The organism is Saccharicrinis sp. GN24d3, assembly GCF_052400645.1.
Lineage (GTDB): Bacteria > Bacteroidota > Bacteroidia > Bacteroidales > Marinilabiliaceae > Saccharicrinis.
The window spans coordinates 160,987-181,505 of the sequence record NZ_JBQTGI010000014.1 but is presented as its reverse complement, the minus strand read 5'-3'; the positions used below and the strand labels follow the sequence as shown (position 1 = coordinate 181,505).

The 20,519-nt window shown below is 37.2% G+C and carries 20 protein-coding genes; 11 read left to right on the top strand and 9 right to left on the bottom strand.

The features are described 5' to 3' along the window. Positions 1-105 precede the first annotated feature (105 nt). From ACT29I_RS17320 to ACT29I_RS17300, 5 genes are all read left to right on the top strand, one after another. Positions 106-1,380 carry an AAA family ATPase gene (locus ACT29I_RS17320; protein ID WP_430934021.1) on the top strand — a complete coding sequence of 425 codons (1,275 nt, stop codon included), beginning with the start codon at positions 106-108 and terminating at the stop codon, positions 1,378-1,380. Positions 1,381-1,384: 4 nt separating this feature from the next. After that, positions 1,385-1,993 carry an RloB domain-containing protein gene (locus ACT29I_RS17315; protein WP_430934022.1) on the top strand — a complete coding sequence of 203 codons (609 nt, stop codon included), beginning with the start codon at positions 1,385-1,387 and terminating at the stop codon, positions 1,991-1,993. Between the two features lie 195 nt (positions 1,994-2,188). Continuing rightward, complete coding sequence (locus tag ACT29I_RS17310; protein ID WP_430934024.1) at positions 2,189-2,332, top strand: hypothetical protein; 144 nt, start codon at positions 2,189-2,191, stop codon at positions 2,330-2,332. A gap of 430 nt (positions 2,333-2,762) precedes the next feature. Further along, complete coding sequence (locus ACT29I_RS17305; RefSeq protein ID WP_430934025.1) at positions 2,763-3,218, top strand: hypothetical protein; 456 nt, start codon at positions 2,763-2,765, stop codon at positions 3,216-3,218. 291 nt (positions 3,219-3,509) lie between these two features. Beyond that, entirely contained in the window at positions 3,510-4,253 is a 744-nt protein-coding gene (locus tag ACT29I_RS17300; protein ID WP_430934026.1) for a DUF6794 domain-containing protein, read from the top strand. A 445-nt stretch (positions 4,254-4,698) separates the two neighbouring features. On the opposite strand, the gene ACT29I_RS17295 is transcribed toward ACT29I_RS17300, so the two are convergent. From ACT29I_RS17295 to ACT29I_RS17275, 5 genes are all read right to left on the bottom strand, one after another. Continuing rightward, positions 4,699-5,034 (bottom strand): MGMT family protein, encoded by a 336-nt coding sequence (locus ACT29I_RS17295; protein ID WP_430934027.1) that lies wholly within the window; start codon positions 5,032-5,034, stop codon positions 4,699-4,701. Between the two features lie 22 nt (positions 5,035-5,056). Beyond that, a complete protein-coding gene (gene trmB / locus ACT29I_RS17290; RefSeq protein ID WP_430934028.1) occupies positions 5,057-5,815 on the bottom strand; it encodes a tRNA (guanosine(46)-N7)-methyltransferase TrmB in 759 nt (252 codons plus the stop codon). Positions 5,816-5,906: 91 nt separating this feature from the next. Continuing rightward, entirely contained in the window at positions 5,907-6,389 is a 483-nt protein-coding gene (locus ACT29I_RS17285) for a gliding motility lipoprotein GldH (protein WP_444794014.1), read from the bottom strand. Further along, positions 6,376-7,515, bottom strand: coding sequence for a PSP1 domain-containing protein (locus ACT29I_RS17280; protein ID WP_444794013.1), 1,140 nt, complete (start codon positions 7,513-7,515; stop codon positions 6,376-6,378). The genes ACT29I_RS17285 and ACT29I_RS17280 overlap by 14 nt, the downstream gene beginning before the upstream one ends. 119 nt (positions 7,516-7,634) lie before the next feature. Continuing rightward, positions 7,635-8,771, bottom strand: a complete 1,137-nt coding sequence (locus ACT29I_RS17275) for a DNA polymerase III subunit (RefSeq protein WP_444794012.1) — start codon at positions 8,769-8,771, stop codon at positions 7,635-7,637. A gap of 319 nt (positions 8,772-9,090) precedes the next feature. Between ACT29I_RS17275 and ACT29I_RS17270 the strand changes: the two genes are divergently transcribed. From ACT29I_RS17270 to ACT29I_RS17255, 4 genes are all read left to right on the top strand, one after another. After that, the gene (locus ACT29I_RS17270; protein ID WP_444794011.1) at positions 9,091-9,870 is read left to right on the top strand and encodes a radical SAM protein; all 780 of its coding nucleotides are present in this window, start codon (positions 9,091-9,093) and stop codon (positions 9,868-9,870) included. A 63-nt stretch (positions 9,871-9,933) separates the two neighbouring features. Further along, a complete protein-coding gene (locus ACT29I_RS17265; protein ID WP_444794010.1) occupies positions 9,934-10,893 on the top strand; it encodes a glycosyltransferase in 960 nt (319 codons plus the stop codon). Positions 10,894-11,040: 147 nt separating this feature from the next. Continuing rightward, positions 11,041-11,508 (top strand): hypothetical protein, encoded by a 468-nt coding sequence (locus tag ACT29I_RS17260; protein ID WP_444794009.1) that lies wholly within the window; start codon positions 11,041-11,043, stop codon positions 11,506-11,508. 538 nt (positions 11,509-12,046) lie between these two features. Further along, positions 12,047-12,979, top strand: coding sequence for a lysostaphin resistance A-like protein (locus tag ACT29I_RS17255; protein WP_444794008.1), 933 nt, complete (start codon positions 12,047-12,049; stop codon positions 12,977-12,979). Here ACT29I_RS17255 and ACT29I_RS17250 read toward each other — a convergent pair. From ACT29I_RS17250 to ACT29I_RS17235, 4 genes are all read right to left on the bottom strand, one after another. Then, entirely contained in the window at positions 12,971-13,672 is a 702-nt protein-coding gene (locus tag ACT29I_RS17250) for a hypothetical protein (protein ID WP_430934037.1), read from the bottom strand. The two genes, ACT29I_RS17255 and ACT29I_RS17250, sit on opposite strands and share 9 nt — an antisense overlap. Before the next feature lie 273 nt (positions 13,673-13,945). Next, positions 13,946-14,683 carry a succinate dehydrogenase/fumarate reductase iron-sulfur subunit gene (locus ACT29I_RS17245; RefSeq protein ID WP_444794007.1) on the bottom strand — a complete coding sequence of 246 codons (738 nt, stop codon included), beginning with the start codon at positions 14,681-14,683 and terminating at the stop codon, positions 13,946-13,948. Positions 14,684-14,743: 60 nt separating this feature from the next. Further along, a complete protein-coding gene (locus ACT29I_RS17240; protein ID WP_444794006.1) occupies positions 14,744-16,681 on the bottom strand; it encodes a fumarate reductase/succinate dehydrogenase flavoprotein subunit in 1,938 nt (645 codons plus the stop codon). Between the two features lie 18 nt (positions 16,682-16,699). Continuing rightward, positions 16,700-17,377, bottom strand: coding sequence for a succinate dehydrogenase cytochrome b subunit (locus ACT29I_RS17235; protein WP_430934041.1), 678 nt, complete (start codon positions 17,375-17,377; stop codon positions 16,700-16,702). Positions 17,378-17,752: 375 nt separating this feature from the next. Between ACT29I_RS17235 and ACT29I_RS17230 the strand changes: the two genes are divergently transcribed. Continuing rightward, a complete protein-coding gene (locus tag ACT29I_RS17230; protein ID WP_430934042.1) occupies positions 17,753-18,493 on the top strand; it encodes a glycosyltransferase family 2 protein in 741 nt (246 codons plus the stop codon). A 1,450-nt stretch (positions 18,494-19,943) separates the two neighbouring features. After that, positions 19,944-20,507, top strand: a complete 564-nt coding sequence (gene frr / locus ACT29I_RS17225; RefSeq protein ID WP_430934043.1) for a ribosome recycling factor — start codon at positions 19,944-19,946, stop codon at positions 20,505-20,507. The last annotated feature ends 12 nt before the right edge of the window (positions 20,508-20,519 follow it).

Here is a 20,519-nt window from a genome sequence, read left to right as displayed (position 1 = left end):
GTTTTTATTAATAATGCAATAATATTACATTATTGTACAATACACTTGTTTTCTATTTTTCTTTTTTTGATATTTGTAAGTAAAATGCAATAAACACAAAAAGAGATGATACAAGAGCTAAGAATAAAGAATTTCCTATCGTTTAAAGACGAGGTTCTATTCAGTTTTGAGGCTACAGCAGATAAAACTCTTGAAGATTATTACGTAGCAGAACAGGCAGATGGAACACGCCTTTTGAAAATGGCAATGATATATGGGGCAAATGCTTCCGGGAAAAGTAATTTGATTAATGCTTTTCAGTTTCTTAATGATTTTACCCATAGCATCAAGGAAGAGAAAAGCTCAGGAACACCTTTTGTTCCCTTTATGTTTGATGAAACCAGAAATGAACCTGGAGAATTTGAATTGGTTTTTTATGCCAACGACATAAAACACAAATATCAATTACTTATAAATGAAAGTGTTGTTCTTGAGGAGAAACTATCTTTTTACCCAGGTACACAACCTGCTATTCTTTTCAACAGAATCTACGATGAAGAAAAGAAGATATCGGTAATAGAATTTGGATCTAAGATTAAAATATCGGAACAAGCAGTAGAGGCTATTCAGCTTAAAACATTAAAAAACAGCTCAGCTATTGCTGCTTACCGACAAGTTAATATTTCTATTCCTGAATTAGAACTGGTTAATGATTGGCTTGAAAATCAATATCTGGATTCTATCAATCCATATACAGACTTAACTGACTTTTCTGATGATGCAGTTAAGAATGATGAAAATGTTAAAGCTCATACATTAAAGTTTTTAAAAGAAGCAGACTTTAATATTACTGATGTATTTTTTAAGGATAGATTAAGAAAGGTACCCGATATTATTTTAGAAGCATTAGATAATGCCCCATTTTCAGAAGAAGAAAAGGCTAAGATCCGCAAGGAAAAAGCTATTCATTATGACGAGACCTTGTTTACACATAGGGTAGTAAGAGGAGAAAAGGAAGAGTATTATTCCCTACCAGATTCAAGACAATCAAAAGGTACTCTAAGGTATTATGGTCTTTCTGCTCCATTTTACCATACTATCGAAAATAATGCTTTTATGCCGATAGATGAAATCGGCTCGGCTTTGCATCCATTGTTAGTAATACATTTCTTGAAAGAGTTTTTAAACCGATCAGGTAAAGCTCAATTATTATTTACAACACATAACATGTCGCTCCTAAACGAAAAAGACATATTAAGAAAGGATGCTATCTGGTTTACTGAGAAACTAGAAAATGGGTCATCGGATCTGTTCTCATTGTCAGATTTCAATTTTAGAAAAGAGCTATCCTATTTCAACGCCTACAAAATAGGCAAGTTTGGAGGAGTACCTGAATTATAATACTATGGGAAGGATTAGAAGAGAGAGACGTTTTAATTTAAAATATGCCGTTCTTGGAGAGGGCATAACGGAGCAGTGGTATTTAAGTCATTTAAAAAAACATAAAGGGTATCGCTTTAGCATTCGACCTTCGTTGTTTGCAGATATTGGAATAGAAAATGCTGAAGGGATAATAGATGAACTCCTTTCCGGAGGTTGCGACCACATTACTTTCCTTACAGATTATGACACCATAGTCAATCAAGGTAAAAAGGTAGAATTCGAAAGGTTTGTGTCTAAGTATAAAGATGTTGAAGAAGTGCTCATCTGTGATAGTATGCCAAGTATAGAATACTGGTTTTTATTACACTTCAATTACACAACAAAGGAGTTTGTTAACTGCGATGAAGTTGTTAAAGATCTAAAGACACATATAGTAGATTATTCAAAGAAGAAAACATTTCTTAAAAAAGATAAGTGGTTCAAACAGCTTATTAATGAAGAAGGTTTGAATAATGCTATTGGCAATGCTTCTAAAGGATTAAAGAAATATAACAAAGGGGGTGTTGGAGAGTATTTCCCTTTTTCTAAGATGCACCTGGCTATTGAGGAGTTTGAAAAACAAATCGAATAGCCAAAAAGCAAAATGTGTAAAGCAGAATTTGAAATGGAATCAATAGAAGAAAACGTTGGGCAAGAGACTAGAGAACGAGGTCGAGTAGGTGGGAAAAAGAATGTGTTATCTAAAGTTGCTTAACAAAAGCAGAAGTCATTTACTTAATGCAATAGAGGTAATAATGAATAAAGAGGTAATATTAAAAACTAATCAATGAAAAAAATAGATTTACACATACATACTGTTTCGACAATTAGTGATTCTTATTTTGAATTTGATATACTTAAGCTTAAAGAGTATGTACAAAAACTATCGCTTGATTGTATTGCCATTACAAATCATAACGTATTTGCCTAGAGCAATTTTTCTTAATAAAAGAAGAATTAGATATAACAGTTCTTCCCGGTGTTGAAATAAATTTAGAAGGAGGACATCTTTTACTAATTTCAGATATAGATGATGCATCGGACTTGAATAATAAGTGTACTTATCTTAGTAATCATATAAAATCGGATAAGGATTTCATTTCCATAACAACGTTTAAAGAATTATTTCCAAATTTTAAAAGGGGATATATTAGGCTTTACCTGTAAATTGATTTAATGAATAATTATTCAGTTATAAATGAATAATATACAAAAGCCATGTCGCTAAAAGATGTGGCTTTTGCTTTTTTATAGTTCATATTTAAAATTCAGGGAATGATTTTAACTCAAAAACATTCCATAACTATACTTCGAGTTGGTTCAAATATATTTTTATCTTTAATCAATTAAAACCTTTAAACATGAAGCAAATACTAACTATCCTTGTTTTTACAGTATTATTCACTCCGAAACTTTTATTTTCCCAGGATGCACCTAAAAAAGCAAATGGAATTATTGTAAAAACAGATAAATCCCATCTTGATTTATATAAGTCAACACTACCTTTTCTAGTTGACGAAGGTTATGAGTTTCAGTTGCTAGAAAAAGATGCTGGTATAATACAAACAAAACCTCATAGCATCAACGGGGGGCAGATAAAACTCATGTGCTCCATCAGACAGAAAGATTCCACAACAATAATAAAGATTACAGGACTTTGTACAATTGGCACCATATCGCTTGGAGGTATTTCCGACGACTCATGGAGCAAAGTTACTAATAGAGGAATGAAAGGTTCTTTGTTTAAAAATGCTTGGATTCATATGGAAAGCATTGCAAAAAAAATAGATGGAACTATTGAATATCAGATCAAGTAAATATTCACCTTAGTTCCACAAAACGCATATGAGAGATAACTAAATTATCTTGACGGATTGAAAGAACTATTAGTTATTTTTATAGTGTCAGACGTTTATAATCTAATGATAAATAGACTTTATACATGAAATATCGTGTGGAAATATAATAGAAATTATAAATCAGATTAAAATTCATGCATGAATACTCTGAAGATACTTTTTATATTCTTAAGCCTAACTATAACAAATTATTGTTATTCACAGGTTGTAATAATCATATGGGGATCAGACGCATTAGGACCAAACTCTATGGAACAAGCCATTAATGACCTAGATAGCGTTTATTTTCAAAAACAATTTGAAGAGCTGAACCCTGTTAGTGAAAGTGAGTTCATTGAACAACACGAATTTGAAGTAGGTAGATATATTCGAAGAAAGTGGGGAGTTCTTGGAGGGCCTTCTTTATTCGAGAAGATTCCTCAAGATTCTATCCACAGCCCCAGGTTTCTTACCCATTTAGTACTCAGTTCATTCTATCGAAATTTTTATGGTAACAAACTAGGGAGTCAAGTATCTCTACAAGAAATTGAATCAGTTCCGAGACGAAAGAAGTATCAGATGCGGTTTAAGATTAGAGACGGTATCAATGTACCAAACGCTAAATTTAGAATCACTCAAATATTTATCAAAGATCACCTCAATACTAGTTTAGGAACCTTATATCCAACAGGGAAAAAAGTTGGTGATTTGGTAGTGAAGAAACCTTTAAAAGCATATTTAGATGAGTTGTTGATTCAAAAGTTTTCAAAGACGACTAACCTAGATATCACAATCACAGTTAGAGACTTTTACTCGGAGATTGCTGCAAGAACTTGGGGCACTGAAATGGCAGTTTATTTATCTATTAACATATCGTCATCTGAGATTACAAGGAGCTACAATTTAACTGAGTTTTATGAACCCAAAGCGGTTTATACTGGTACTAACGTTAATAAAGCTTTTGAAGACTTGATTGAAAAAGCTCTAATTGAGTTTAACAAAGACCTAAGGTAAAAAGTCTCAGCAATCGCAGAACCATGAGGGTCAAGACTTAGTTACAGTAAAAGAGAATATTTACTAATCGGAAATTTTGAACAGCGTTACCTAAGCCACCAGAGGCTTTCGGTTAGGTAAAAGAAATTTTGAACAGCGTTAATTGAAATAAGAAAGGTCGAGACTTACTTACTAAATAAGTCAACATAGAGGTAAATGCATATAAAGAATTAACGATTTAACGAATTCGTTAATTAACGAAAACAAACGCCCAATAGGAAAACAAGCAAAAGATAAGATTTTAGTCAAATTGGGTGTTTTTGTCAGTCAAAGCTTAAATATCCGATATAAATTAAAGTCCCATAAAACGCAGGTTATATAGAACTTGTGGTCCATAGAAAAGCATTTTTCTATCAGTCTTAGATAAATTGTTTACTTTTTTGTAGCAACGCCAATTGGCTGATGGCTATAATTCCTTATCCAGCTCCATCGGATCCCAAAAGTGCTTTTTAAAATCTTTGACTTTATCGTCAACTACTATTATACCTTCGCTTTCCAAAAGTTCCTGCATGACATTATCCCCGCGAAAAGCAGCTTTACCCGTTAACATACCGTTTCTGTTTAAAACCCGATGCGCGGGAATATACTCACCACTCGAACCGCAATTATTTAAAGCCCACCCCACTATTCTGCTGGCACGGGCTGTACCCAGATACCTGGCAATCGCTCCATACGAAGTTACCCTACCATGTGGGATAAGCTTAACCACTTGAAATACCTGTTGATAAAAATCCGCTTCCATGAAAATATAATTAAATCAACAATTATGATCTAGTATTTTCCGGCATTTTAGCACCCCGATTATAACTTCGGTATTCATCAAACTCAATTTCAATATCCGGTTCTATCAATTCAACATCTTGAGGAATGGTGAATTTGATATATTTGATTGGAATGCCTTGTTCGTAGAATTGTGATTCGTAATATGTTTTAATAGCTAAAACCTTATCTACCACTTGGCTATTGTATAAATCGAATGTATTTATTGCCGTGGGTAGTTTGTTTTCCTTAACCACTGCATCGGTATAGGTATATAAAAAGTTACTGTCCGTTTTTAAATGCAGAATTCCGTCCGGCTTTAATATTTTGCGATAAAAATCGAGGAAACGGGTTGATGTTAACCGTTTTCTGGTTTTTTTCATTTGAGGATCGGGAAAAGTAATCCAAACCTCATCTACTTCCCCTTCTGCAAAAAAAGATGTTATTAATTCAATCTTTGCACGAATAAAGGCTACGTTGTTCATTTCCTTTTGCAAAGCCTGGGTGGCACCCGTATAGATCCTGGCCCCTTTAATATCCATACCTATGAAATTCTTTTCGGGATACAATTCTCCCAGCCCAACGGTATATTCACCTTTACCGCAACCTAACTCCAAAACCAATGGATTCTCATTCTTGAAGAATTCTTGCTTCCACTTGCCTTTCATGTGGAAGTCTTCTCTGGTAGGCTCATCAAACGAAGCCTGAAAAACATGATGATAAGTCTCCAATTTGGCAAACTTATATAACTTATTTTTACCCACTGTTATTTATTCTACTGTCAGCAGCTCACGGTCAGCAGTTCGCTATCATTCAGCCAAAGGACCGAGGAATGCCAACTGTTGACTGCCGACTTTAATTCGCTTCTATTATTTTAATTCCAACACTAGTAATACCCGTCAGCAACGTGTCCCGCATTCCCTGAACCACATAATATTTGTATGTACCTTTTTCAGGAAATCGAATATTTAGTTTATAGGGGTGTACACTTTTGAAAGCATCACTTCCCCAATTGCTCTTACCGAACCAGTCTCCGGTATCATTTGCCAATCTGCAATCTAAAGTATCGCGTTGCACGTAACCTCCGGGAGAAACGGCATCCACAAAAAACCAAATATTATTATAACTGTATGTATCTGTATTTTCAACCTCCAATAGTAGGTGGCAGGTCTCTTCCAGGTTTGCCACCTCACTCCTGAAAACGGCTACTGTATCTTTATGCCAGCCATTTTGAGGCACCTCCACAGCACCTTTGTAAACCACATTGGGACCGCAGGCAACCAGAACAACAGCCAAGACGAAAACACAAACGATTACAAAAACTCTATTTTTTAGCATTACCTCCCGAATTACCTCTGTTTGTTGGTTTTCTTCTTCTTTTTTTCCGGTTTCTGTTTCCGCTTTGTTTTTTGGGATCATCGAAACGCGATATACTATCCTCCCCAACCACATTCTGATAATCCAGTGCTACGGCTTCATGTTTGGCAACCGCTTTTTCATCTACCAACACGGCTGCTTTTTTACCACTACGGTTTAGTCGAATCACCTCTTTAACCCGATCCACAGACAATTCTACTAAATTTGCCGGGATATGTTTATCGGTGGAATAGGTCATAGCCCGCTTAAATATATCCGTTTTAAAATGGTAGTAAGTATTATCCTGTGTTTCAAGTGGCACATTTGTTTTCGGGAAATCTTTCTGTGCATCGATATAGGCATCCAACTCAAAGTTCAAGCAGCACTTTAGCTTACCGCATTGGCCTGCCAATTTCTGCGGGTTTAGAGAAATCTCCTGATAACGAGCTGCATTTGTTGTTACGGAGACAAAGTTGGTAATCCACGAAGAACAACAAAGCTCACGGCCGCAAGGCCCGATACCGCCTATCCTTCCGGCTTCCTGACGTGCGCCAATTTGCCTCATCTCAATCCTCACCTTAAACCTATCGGCCAGCACCTTGATTAACTGACGGAAATCTACCCGTTCGTCGGCTATATAATAAAATATCGCTTTAGTTTTGTCGCCCTGATATTCAACATCACCAATTTTCATATTCAGATTCAGATCCAAAGAAATCCTGCGGCTTTCGATCATGGTTTCATGCTCCAGCTTTTTGGCCTCTTCCCATTTCTCAAAATCAATGGGTTTTGCATGTCGGTATACACGCTTAAAATCGTAATCCTTAATGTTCAAACGATTCTTCTTCATCTGCATCACGGCAATTTCACCTGTACAGGAAACTGTTCCAATATCGTGACCCGGCGATGCTTCTACCGCAACTACATCGCCTTTGGCCAATCGCAGTCCGTTGGTATTTTTAAAGTAACTTTTTCGGGTATTCTTAAATTGAATTTCAACTATATCTGAAACGTTGCAACTTTCGGGTATATCGGCCAACCAATCAAACACATCGAGTTTGCCGCACCGGTCAGAGCAACTACTGCACTTTGACTGTACTTCTTCCATTATTTACTTTTTATAAGGCCTAAGCCTTGAATATATATTAATTACCGGAAAGTTCATCATCTGTTACGACGAATCCCTTTGGTACTCTTTGCTTTGCATGCTCAAAAATAGAACATCACCTAATTTCCTTCTTTTATAGAAATAATCAGTTTCAATCCTAAATCGAACAACACGACTTTGCTGTTTCCGTTTTGTCCGATGTGCGAATCGGCCAAGGCAAAATCCCCGGCTATGGTCATCGCATTTTTATCGTTGATGAAAGGCGAAAACTTTTTTGACCACTCCATTTGCTTTGGCGTGAGATAAACAATATCGCCCTGTTTAAAGTTCATGATATAATTTTCGCGAATCATATTAATGGCGTAATTTAAAAAATTACGCTGCATTTCTCTTGGGTGACGGCTCATTTCTTCGACCCACTTTAATAAATCACCCACTTTTCGAGCATAGCTATGTCGCATCATCTGAATAAACCGATCAAAGAAGAACTCGTTCTCTTCACTCATCCTCACCTGCTCCTCCCCAAAAATCAGATTACCGTTGGCCACTTTAGCGGCTCCCTCGGCTTCATCCCGGCTTATGTTGAATCGTTCAATAAGATGTCCTTCGATTTCCTTTTGCGAATAGGCCGGTATTTTTAACTGCTGGGTACGAGACAAAATGGTAGATATCATTTCGTCAGGATTATTTGACACTAGGATAAACACTGTGCTTTGCGAAGGCTCCTCTAGAATCTTGAGTAATTTATTGGCCGTTGACTCGTTCATCTTCTCGGGCATCCATATGATCATCACCTTATGCTTACCTTCAAAAGTTTTAAGGCTCAGTTTTTTTATAATCTCCGAACTCTCCGATGTAAAGATAGCTCCCTGTTTATTGTCTCCTTCTTTACGTATTTGCCCCAGCCATGTTGTCAGACTAAAGTACGGCGTTTCGTTGACCAAAGCCCGCCACTCCGAAATAAAGTTATCGCTAACCGGACTGCTTGTTGTATTGCTTTTGATAACGGGAAATACAAAATGCAAATCGGGATGTACTAACTTGGCGTACTTCTTACAGGAAGTACATTCGCCGCACGAGTCGCTCTCATTTGGATTTAAACAATTTAGATATTGCGCAAAGGCTATGGCCATAGCGAGCTTTCCATTTCCTTCCGGCCCGGTAAAAAGCAATGCATGACTAACACGGTTATCATTAACCATGCGCACTAACCTGGATTTAATATCCTCCTGACCTACCACTTGTTTAAACAACATGAATATTCTGCGTTAATTTTGCAATCTGCCAAAGATAACAATTTCGGGAAAAGAATTGAAGCGAAGCCTCAAAGAACTAAGAACGCAACCACCAAATAGTTTTCTCCCTGAATGATGGTTTCAGGTAAATTGCCCTCAAAACATAAATGTCATCAAAACAGGAATAGCTGGTCAATTAAATCCGTGCAGAACTTAAAACAATTACTGTGAACCGGTTTTTATTGGCAACGTTAGAATCCATCGACCCAATTATGCGATGTGTTACTCTGATTTTTATTCTTTTTTCAAGTACATTTGTAACCTAAAACAAAACAATTAAATGGGAACATTTCTTTTCGATAAAATAATATTCGGCCCTGTTCAAAGCCGACGACTCGGCATTTCGTTAGGTATTAACCTACTCCCGGTAAATAAAAAAATTTGCACTTTCGACTGCATTTATTGCGAGTGTGGTTTTAACGGTGACAATGCATCGGCGACAACCCAAATGCCATCGCGCTTACAGGTAAAAACCGAGCTTGAAACAGTACTGAAACAAATGCAAAGCAAAGGGCAGGCTCCCCATGTAATTACATTTGCAGGAAACGGTGAACCAACCATTCACAAGGATTTTGAAGGTATTATTAATGACACCATTGTACTACGCAATGCTTATTTTCCTGAAGCCAGAATTGCCGTTTTATCCAATGCTACATTAATTCATAAAACCAGTGTTTATGATGCGCTAATAAAAGTTGACGATAATATACTCAAGCTTGATTCCGGGCTGGAGGAAACTATTCAGGTATTGGATCAGCCCAACCCCGGATTTTCGTTAAACGAATTGATTGACAACCTGATGAAATTCAATGGACAACTGATCATTCAAACTATGTTTGTTAGGGGCACGTATAAAGGCAACCAAATAGACAACACCACTGATGCTGATATCGATTCATGGCTTAAACTGGTAAAAAAAGCATCACCAAAAAGTGTTATGATATATACGATTGAAAGGAATACACCAGTTGATGGCTTGGTTAAAATACCTTTGGTTGAGCTAAAGAAAATTGCCCGCAGAGTGGAAGATATGGGGATTTCAACTCAAGTTTCGGGATAATTGTGTAACCCGCCAACATATTTAGTTTGCCCTTTAAATTGGGGCCTGGGACATGCCAGTAGAATGATTCCCATTGTTCATGATTTATTGCAAAAAGGCAATAAAGTGATTCTTGGTGGAGATGGGGATGCCCTTCAACTTATTTCCGACGAATTTCCCGAGCTCGATACTATTCGGATTCCGGATATTCAGGTTCGCTTCTCCAAAAACAAAATGACCTTAAACCTGATTCGACTAATTCCTAAAATTCTTATATCATCCGTAAGAGAACATTATTTTTTAAAAAAGCTTGCGGACACCAATACAATAGATGTTATTATTTCGGACAACAGATACGGTTTGTGGAATAAGAATATTAAATCCATCTTGGTGACCCACCAACTTATGGTAAAGCTCCCTGCACCTTTTAGTTTGTTAGAGGGCATGTTACATCAAGTGATAAAATTGATCATCAACCTATTCAACGAATGCTGGATACCTGATTATGCTGATCATGGGATAGCTTTAAGCGGTGATTTGAGTCATAAGCATAACGTTACGTTCCCGTCCAAATTCATAGGGCCCTTAAGCAGGTTCAGTTGTATAAACGAGCTGGCCACTGAATATATTTACGATATAGTAGCAGTGCTTTCCGGCCCGGAACCAACGCGTACACAACTTGAGGAAGAATTAAAAAAAATACTTCTTGCAACTGAACGTGCTGCAATTATCATCCAGGGGAAACCCAGGGAAGAAGCAATTTTAAAGCAACACAAAAATTTACATGTTATCCCCCACCTACGGGCATCGCAATTAAAATACGTCTTGTTAAAATCCAAGCTATGCCTTTGCAGGTCGGGCTATAGCTCCATAATGGACATCGCATACCTAAACCTGAATGCCATTTTAATTCCAACACCAGGCCAAACCGAGCAGGAATATCTGGCCCATCATCTAAAAGACCGTTTCAAGGTTGTTCCTCAAAAAAAAATCGGCTCCCATCTGCTTGGTATGATTGGCAAATCGTTTGGTGCAAACAAATAACAAATGTTAAACCAGCTTTAACTGTAACTTTTCAATCGTTAGTTTCGTTTCAGATGATGTTAGTCAATAATAAATAACATTTAACCACCAAACTGGTACAAGCAATCAGTTGAGACCGGAGAGGACATTTAATTCAATACTAAAGAAATGATTTATATAGTTATCGCATTGGTAATCGTAATTGCTAGCACGATTGTACTAACCCAAAAATCTATAATAAGGGTGATCGCCGAGAAAAGAGCTCTTCCTATAATTGAAGACATTTTATTTCCGCAGGGCGAACAAAATAAAGCACAAATTATCCAAGATATTCACCAGCTAACCAACAATAGGCTTAGCGACGAATTAGTAATGGATTACTTTTACAAGATTAAGGGATTGCAGGTTTTAAATATAAACCGCCCTATGAATTTTTGGGTAAAGATGTATTTAACAACACCTACAAAGGTAAAATTAAATTATTTTGAGCAAGTAAAGTTTTACGAAACATTTTTAAACTACCCAAAGATCCATAGCGACATAGGCAGCGATAATCGTGTAAATCCAGGGAATCGAATTGAGAAGAAAATAAAAGCCCAACTTGTTGGTAAGCTTATCCCACAAAAATTCGCATAATTCTAGAACTAAATACATACACAATTAAGGACCTAACCAGAGATTTCTGGTTGGGTTTTTATTTATCCCAGGTTTATATCTGCTGCCTTTCAACCCGCAATATGCATTAGAAATTCTATTACACCTTGAAATTACTTTAAAACAAGACACTTCGTTGCATCACTTCAACTCACCAGAACGATGCTCCCGAAAGCAATCGGGACAAGTGATGCCACGTTTCAGTAATGCCTTGTTTTATTGCACTTGCAATGCTCATGACGAACCCCCAATACATAATCCGGGTTCAACTAACTATATCGGAATAACAAAATAAAAAAAAGATCCCCCAATTTCGGACAATACCCCAATGTCGAAAAATGCGAAAAGGCAAAATATAGCAGTGAGGCAAAAACGATACTCTGTGAACAAAAACAGATTCCGTAAATCTTTTTTGATCCTAAATGCTTCAGCATCTCTAAATGCAAGCGAAAACCAATGCATATTCTGTTTGATACATTAAAAATTGACGTTATATTGCCGGCATAAATCTAGATTTAACGTGAAACAGTTATTTAAGCATACGCCACCGGTACAACAACTTCTTTTATTGGTTATTGTAACGTTTTCTTGCTGGTTTGTGATATCTTTTGCCGGCACAATTGTTGCCATGCTTTTTTGGGGACATGAAGCCATTACAAATACGAGTGAATTACTCAACAACATAGCTTTTCTAAAGTACTTTCAGGTAGTTCAAAGTATTGGGCTATTTATTATTCCCCCAATATTGTTCGAATTTCTTACATGCGGCAATATAGCACTTAATCACTTCCGCAAAATCAGGATTTCATACACGCTCTTGGCTTTGGCCATTCTTGCCGTTATTGCAGCGCAACCTTTCATCAGCCTATTAGGTGTATTTAATAATGGAATTGAATTTCCAGACTTTTTTGTGCATATTGAAGAGTGGATGCGAGACAAAGAAGCAGATGCCCAAAGAGCGACAGAAGTATTTCTTTCTGCTTCGGACTGGCCCCATACCCTATTAAACGCAATAATTATAGCCGTCATTCCTGCTATCGGGGAAGAATTAATGTTTAGAGGTTCTCTTCAACGTGTTTTTCAAACCATATTTAATAACAAACATCTGGCAGTAATCATTACCGCCGTGCTATTCAGCGCTATTCATGTTCAGTTTTTTGGATTTCTGCCCCGTTTTGTGCTTGGAGTTATTTTTGGTTACCTGATGGTATACGGAAAAAATATCTGGCTTCCTATAATTGCACATTTCACCAATAATTTTATGGCTTTTATTATATATCAGAGTTATACAAACGATAACATAACCAAATCCAACCCGCTTGATGCAGGACATGAATATCCTGATATAATTTGGGTAATATTCAACCTATTGGGAACAATAGCGATTCTATACCTGTGCCATTGGATAGTTGAAAAAAAACACACCAGCAACAGCTCTGCCAACTTATTCTGAGGTAGATTTTTCGTCCTTGCGGTGCATATAAACCACCCCGTATTCAGCACAAGCGCTCCGTTTCTCGTCACCTGGCAAATGCTGATAGTTTTCCTCAATCCCATTCCATATGTTTACTATCAGGCTATCTATCCTATCTCGCATCTCAAGTACCTTCCGGTGCATTTTATGTGTAGTGTTTTGCAGGTTTTTATGGGTATTATAATACTCCAAATATTTTTCGAACTTGATTTTTACCATGGCGATGGATGGATTGTATATCCTTGATCCTCCTGTCATCATTCTTCGCTCCTCGCCTTCCAAGACTTTCTTGCCCCATTTTATTAAAAGCTGCTCGGTACCGAGGTCAGGAACTGATTTGTCATCCACATCCAACCCGAAAAGCTTCCTGGCGTCCGGTTTAATCTCCTTGCGTATGATACAAAAATTCAACACCTGAATAAAATGTGAAACATAAATTCGGGCTTCCTTAAATTGGTCGGTCAATAGCTTGCCATATTTTGCCTGACGATCCTTACTAAAACTGTACTGGGAAACCGCTTGTTCAAATTGAGGCAAAACACCCTGAATATTGTGATATAATTGTTGGGAATATGCCAAATCGTAGGGATAGTTTTGCCTGCCTTTTTCTAAAGCAGCTTTTAATGCACGTAACCGAGCCTGGTCAGTATTGGGCAATCGTCTGTAGGGCATCAATAAAAGTTTTTTGGTGAAGCATTCGCATCTAAATTAAAAAAAATTATAAGTAACTACAAACCAACTGTTAACATTCTTTCAGTATATCCAATGATTTTATTTTCAATCCATTCACTATCTTTTATTATACAACTGACTTTGTGATGTTTACAGGTTGAAAATAATAAAATTATTTTATACTTTTTTTTTTACGCAAAGACGAATTTTTCAAAAAAGAAACGGCCACCCTGAATAACAAGGCAGCCGTTTTAAACATTATCTTTTTAGGCCTTAGTCCTGTAGTTTAGCACATAGGAACTCACGGTTTAAACGGGCAATATTCGAAATTGAGATTCCTTTAGGGCACTCAACCTCACAAGCACCTGTGTTGGTACAGTTACCAAAACCTAGCTCATCCATTTTACCAACCATTGCTTTGGCACGACGAGCCGCCTCAACTTTACCTTGCGGCAACAGTGCCAAGTGACTAACTTTTGCAGAAACGAATAACATCGCCGATCCGTTTTTACATGTAGCCACACAAGCCCCACAGCCAATACAAGAAGCGGCATCCATGGCTTCGTCTGCATCGGGCTTAGGAATTGGAATTGCGTTAGCATCAGGCACACCGCCGGTACTAACAGAAGTATAACCTCCTGCTGCAATAATCTGATCAAAAGCGGAACGGTTTACAATTAAATCTTTGATCACTGGGAATCCAGCAGAACGCCAAGGCTCAATAGTGATTGTTTCACCATTTTTGAACTTACGCATATGTAGCTGACAAGTTGTAACATCATCGTCAGGTCCATGTGGACGTCCATTGATGTACAATGAACACATCCCGCAAATACCTTCCCGACAATCGTGATCAAATGCCACTGGCTCTTTTCCTTCCCCGATCAACTGTTCATTCAAAATGTCCATCATTTCAAGGAATGAGCTATCGGTAGATACTGCCTCTAGTTTGTATGTTTCAAAACGACCCTTGTCTTTTGCATCGTTCTGACGCCAAACTTTTAGAGTCAAACTTATATTATTTTCCATCTTTCTCTGTTTAACTATTGAACATTAAATTAACCTACCTGATTATTTGTAGTTACGTTGTGCCACTTTAACCACTTCGAATTTAAGGTCTTCTTTATGCATTACTGGTGCTTTATCTTCACCTTGATACTCCCAACAAGCCGCATAAGCAAACTTGTCATCCTGACGAAGCGCTTCCCCTTCTTCTGTTTGGTACTCTTCGCGGAAATGACCACCACACGATTCTTCACGGCTCAGGGCATCACGTGCCATTAAATCTCCCGTTGTAATAAAGTCAGCTAAACGAGAAGCTTTTTCAAGTTCTACGTTCATTCCCTTATCCGATCCAGGAATTTTAACGTTAGTCCAGAATTCTTTTTTGATAGCCGCGATTTTCTCGATGGCTTCTTCAAGACCTTTCTTGTTACGTGCCATTCCTACGAAATCCCACATTACCAAACCAAGTTCTTTGTGCAAACTATCTACAGAACGCTCACCTTTGATGGCCAATAATTTTTCGAATTTCGCTTTAGCTGCTTTTTCTGCTTCCACAAATTCTTTTTCTTCACCCGTCATACGCGGTGTCCGAATATCATCAGCCAAATAATTCTGAATCGTATAAGGAAGAACAAAATACCCATCGGCCAGTCCTTGCATCAAAGCAGAAGCTCCAAGACGGTTAGCACCGTGATCGGAAAAATTAGCTTCACCTGCCGCAAATAAACCAGGAACTGTAGTTTGCAATTCGTAATCAACCCAAATACCACCCATTGTATAGTGAATAGCCGGATAAATCATCATTGGTTCTTGATATGGATTGTCATCTACAATCTTTTCATACATCTGGAATAGGTTTCCGTAACGGGCACGGATCGTATCTTCGCCTAAACGCTCTATTGACGTTTTAAAATCAAGATAAACAGCTAAACCAGTAGCGCCAACACCAAAACCTGCATCACATCTTTCTTTAGCAGCACGTGAAGCAACGTCACGAGGCACCAGGTTACCAAAAGCAGGATATCTTCTTTCTAAGTAATAATCGCGTTCGTCTTCCGAAAGATCTGTTGCTTTCTTTTTACCTGCACGAATAGCCTCAGCATCTTCTTTCTTTTTAGGAACCCAAATACGTCCATCGTTACGTAACGACTCCGACATCAAAGTAAGTTTTGACTGGAACTCACCATGCACCGGAATACAGGTTGGGTGAATCTGAGCATAACAAGGGTTAGCAAAAGCAGCTCCCTTTTCGTATGCCTTAATTGCAGCAGAACCATTAGATCCCATTGCATTTGTTGACAGGAAGAATGTGTTTCCATAACCTCCTGTAGCCATTACAACAGCATGACCGAAGTGACGGGAGAACTCACCGGTTACAAGGTCCCGGGCAATAACACCACGGGCTTTACCATCAACAATCACATAATCAACAATCTCTGTACGCGTGTACATATCAACAGTACCCGCATTTACCTGACGCATTAACGCCTGGTAAGCACCAATTAATAACTGCTGACCTGTTTGTCCTTTGGCATAAAAAGTACGACTAACCTGCGCACCACCAAAAGAACGATTATCTAATAAACCACCATACTCACGCGCAAAAGGTACACCTTGAGCAACGCACTGGTCGATAATATCATTACTTACAGAAGCTAAACGATAAACGTTAGCCTCACGAGCACGGTAATCACCGCCTTTTACTGTATCATAAAATAAACGATGAACTGAATCACCATCGTTTGGATAGTTTTTTGCAGCATTAATACCTCCCTGAGCCGCAATAGAGTGCGCACGACGTGGAGAATCCTGGATAGTAAAGTTTTTCACTTTAAAACCCATTTCACCAAAAGAAGCGGCAGCAGAAGCGCCGGCTAATCCGGTACCAATAACAATAATATCCAGGTTTCTTTTATTTGCAGGGTTAACCAACTTTTGGCCAGCTTTATAATTGTCCCATTTCTGAGCCAATGGCCCTTCAGGTATCTTTGAATCTAACTTCATTTCTTAAGAATTAAAAGATTAAGAAAATAACATAAAATAAACTGCGATCACAATAAAACCAAGGTTTATTACCCAAGCAAACACAGTTCCAATAACAGTCCAACGTTTACGCCAGATTGTGTTGCTGGCACCTAAAGTTTGAAATGCCGACCAGAAACCATGCGTTAAGTGCAACGCCAATCCTAAAGAACCGATAATGTAAAGAATTGCTTTAACAGGATTCTGCAAATTTGCTTTCACCAAAGCATAGGTGTCGTGCATCTCTACACCTCCAATTGTTACCGATTCTGCACCGTGAGTAATTTGAAGAGGCACCCAGTAATCGATGATGTGTACTGTTAAAAAAGCAAGGATTGTAAGACCTAAAATCCACATATTTTTAGATGCCCACATTACTTCTTTGGTATTGTTACCTGAAGCATACTTGCCGCTTCCACGAGCTTTGTTGTTTTGTGCAGTTAACAAACCTCCATAAAAGATGTGCACAATAAATCCCAACGCTAAAACAGGTTGAAGACCAAATTTAATTAGCGGTAAAGCCATAAAATTTGCCGCAAGGTTAAAAGTATCACCAGTATCATCTACCAATAAAGTTAAATTAATGGCGAGATGGACTATCAGGAAGATAATCAAGAAAAGCCCTGACAAACTCATCAAAAGCTTTTTTCCAATTGAGGAACAAAATAAATTACTCATACAGTTAAAATATTAAAATCTCTAAATTATATTATAATTCTTGTATTTGCGAGTGCAAAGGTAGTTTGTTGGCACTTTATATCAATGGAAATAAAGAAATAAATCTTTATTTAAAATCTGTCTAAGCACTTATTATAAATCTACTATTTATTAAGCAGTTAGCCACCTACAGCGCCCAGCAAAGCCGATTAAAACACAATGCGGTAACATTATTTAACATCTGGTCTGGTCTGTATTATGCCACGCAGCTCTTCTCAATCATTCTATCCCTCAAAAAAAGAAACTCATCCATTAAACTAATTATTTACGCTTCAAAATTAATTTTGAAATGCTATTTTTAGCGTCTTGTAAAACCTGTGGCAAATTAAATTATTTATGATCAAAAACAAGATTGTTACTGTTGTTCTTCCCGCTTACAATGCAGAAAGCACCCTGGAACAAACCTATAACGAAATTCCATTTAACATTGTTGACAATGTTATTTTAGTTGACGATCACAGCACGGACAAAACTATTCAAGTAGCTAAAAAATTAGGTATCAAGTTTATTGTCGAACATGATACAAACAAAGGCTATGGAGGAAATCAAAAATCATGTTACCAACAAGCTTTGGAATTAAATTCTGACATAATCGTCATGTTACACCCTGACTACCAGTACACTCCAAAACTCATGGACTCCATGTGTTATTTAATTGCCAATAATTTGTACCATGTGGTTCTTGGATCTCGCATACTGGGCCGAGGAGCACTAAAGGGGGGAATGCCGACATATAAATATATAGCCAATCGTATACTAACCTTGTCTCAAAACATTCTGATGAATCAAAAATTATCTGAATACCATACAGGATACAGAGCCTTCTCATCGGAAGTTTTGAAGAACATTAATTTCATGGTGAATTCTGACGATTTTGTTTTTGACAATCAAATGCTGGCCCAAATATGCCATAAAGGATACGATATAGCAGAAATAACTTGCCCCACCAAATACTTCAAAGAAGCTTCTTCCATTAATTTTAAAAGAAGTTGTATATATGGCCTTGGCGTGCTGCATACATCATTCCTTTACTTTTTTTCAAAAACGTTTAATATTAATTCTAAGATATTTAACTAATGAATAAACACAAAACCAGCATTTCCCTATTGCTCATAATCTTTGTTAATTTCGTTTTTGGTTATAAATATCTCTCCAGAATAACGGATTTTGCTCTTACGATAACGATTTTAGTTTGTGCAGTTCAATACTTATCTTTCTATTTTATACCCAAGTTAAATCTGCATCTGACATACATTAAGCTACTAACCTTTTCACTCATAACCTTTATATTTTTATTGAATGCAATAGCTATCTTTAATATTCCGGTTACATCGCTAAATGTGGATAGGTGGAGTATCATTTCGTCTTTTTTAACAGAGCTATTTAAAGGTAATTATCCATACCTTGCTGAATCAAACGTAGGAAATCCTCCAGGACCTATGCCTATATATTTTCTAATAGCATTGCCGTTTTATTTGGTTGGGGAACTGAGTCTATTAAGCTCTTTGGGTTACTTAATACTAACATTCATCATTTTAAAACAACTTAAAAACAATAAAACCGACCTGAGTTATTTCCCTGTTATTTATCTTGTTTCCTTTTTTATGATTTGGGAAATAACTACCCGTAGCAATATTTTTTCATATAGCATACTTGCACTGCTAGCTCTTTACCATTATCAAACAGTTGACAGAAACAAAGCCGTGCAATTTTATTTATCCGCAGTGATAACCGGACTTGCTTTATCCACAAGGAGTGTTTACGTTCTAGCGTATATCATCTTTTTTCTGCCCGATTTAATTAGTAAGCAAAACAGTACCAAACAATTAATTACTTTTTTAAGTGTAGCAGGGCTTGCCTTTATTTCAACCTTTATTCCTTTATTAATTGCCTTTAGCGAAGAGTTCTGGATAATGAATCCCTTTATAGTACAATCTTCATTTCTTGTTCCTACCCATTATATCATGATTTTCATATCCTTTTCCTTGGGCTGTTCCTTACTCGTAAAAAACACAAACGACAAATACTTTTTCAGCGGCATAAGTCTCTTCTTCGCAATTTTAACATATTCCATCTACCACATTTTCAAATATGGCTTTATCGAATCATACATTAACAGTAAAATAGATATTTCATATTTCATTTTCTGTTTACCTTTTTTCACCTTCTATTTATTAAAAAACTCAATTTTAAACAACAAGCAGACACATCAGACAATTTGAGCTTTGGCGCAGACAGCATCAAGTCGAGCACACAACACAGGCTTGTGTCTAAAAGTTTGAAAATTATTCTAAGCGTTTTGCTACTTCAATACAGCTCAATTGCATTATAAATTTTGAACACATAGATTACAAATCATATTGAGCCCTAAAAAGAACGAATAGATGGGTTAAGGCATGAATATCGTAAAAAGCACTTTTTAAATTCACCCAAAGTTTTATATTTTTGCATGAGCAAGTGAGCATTATCCGCAAACTTTGTTGATATTGCATAACGGAAACTTTTATACGGTAAATTATTTTAGGCTATGACAGAAGAAATTGAAATATTGATGGAAATGGCCAAGGACAAGATGGACAAAGCCATCTCCCACCTTGAGCACGAACTTGTAAAAATTAGAGCGGGTAAAGCCAGCCCTGGCATGCTAGAAGGAATCATGGTAAATTATTACGGATCGATGACACCACTTCAACAAGTGGCCAACGTGAACACACCCGATCCAAGAACCATAGCCGTGCAGCCCTGGGAAAAATCGATGATCGAACCTATTGAAAAGGCTATTATGTTGGCCAACTTAGGTTTGAACCCTGAAAACAATGGAGAAATGATTCGCATCAATGTTCCTGCCTTAACGGAAGAGCGTCGTAGAGACCTGGTAAAACAAGTGAAAAAAGAAGCCGAGGATGCAAAAATAAGCTTAAGAAACGTAAGAAAAGAATGTAACGACGAACTTAAAAAGATGCAAAAGGACGGTCTTTCCGAAGATATGGAAAAAGATGCAGAGGCTGATGTTCAAAAGCTGACCGATCAGTATTCAAAGGTAATAGATCAACATATAGACAAGAAGGAAAAGGATATACTTACGATATAACCTCCTTTTATA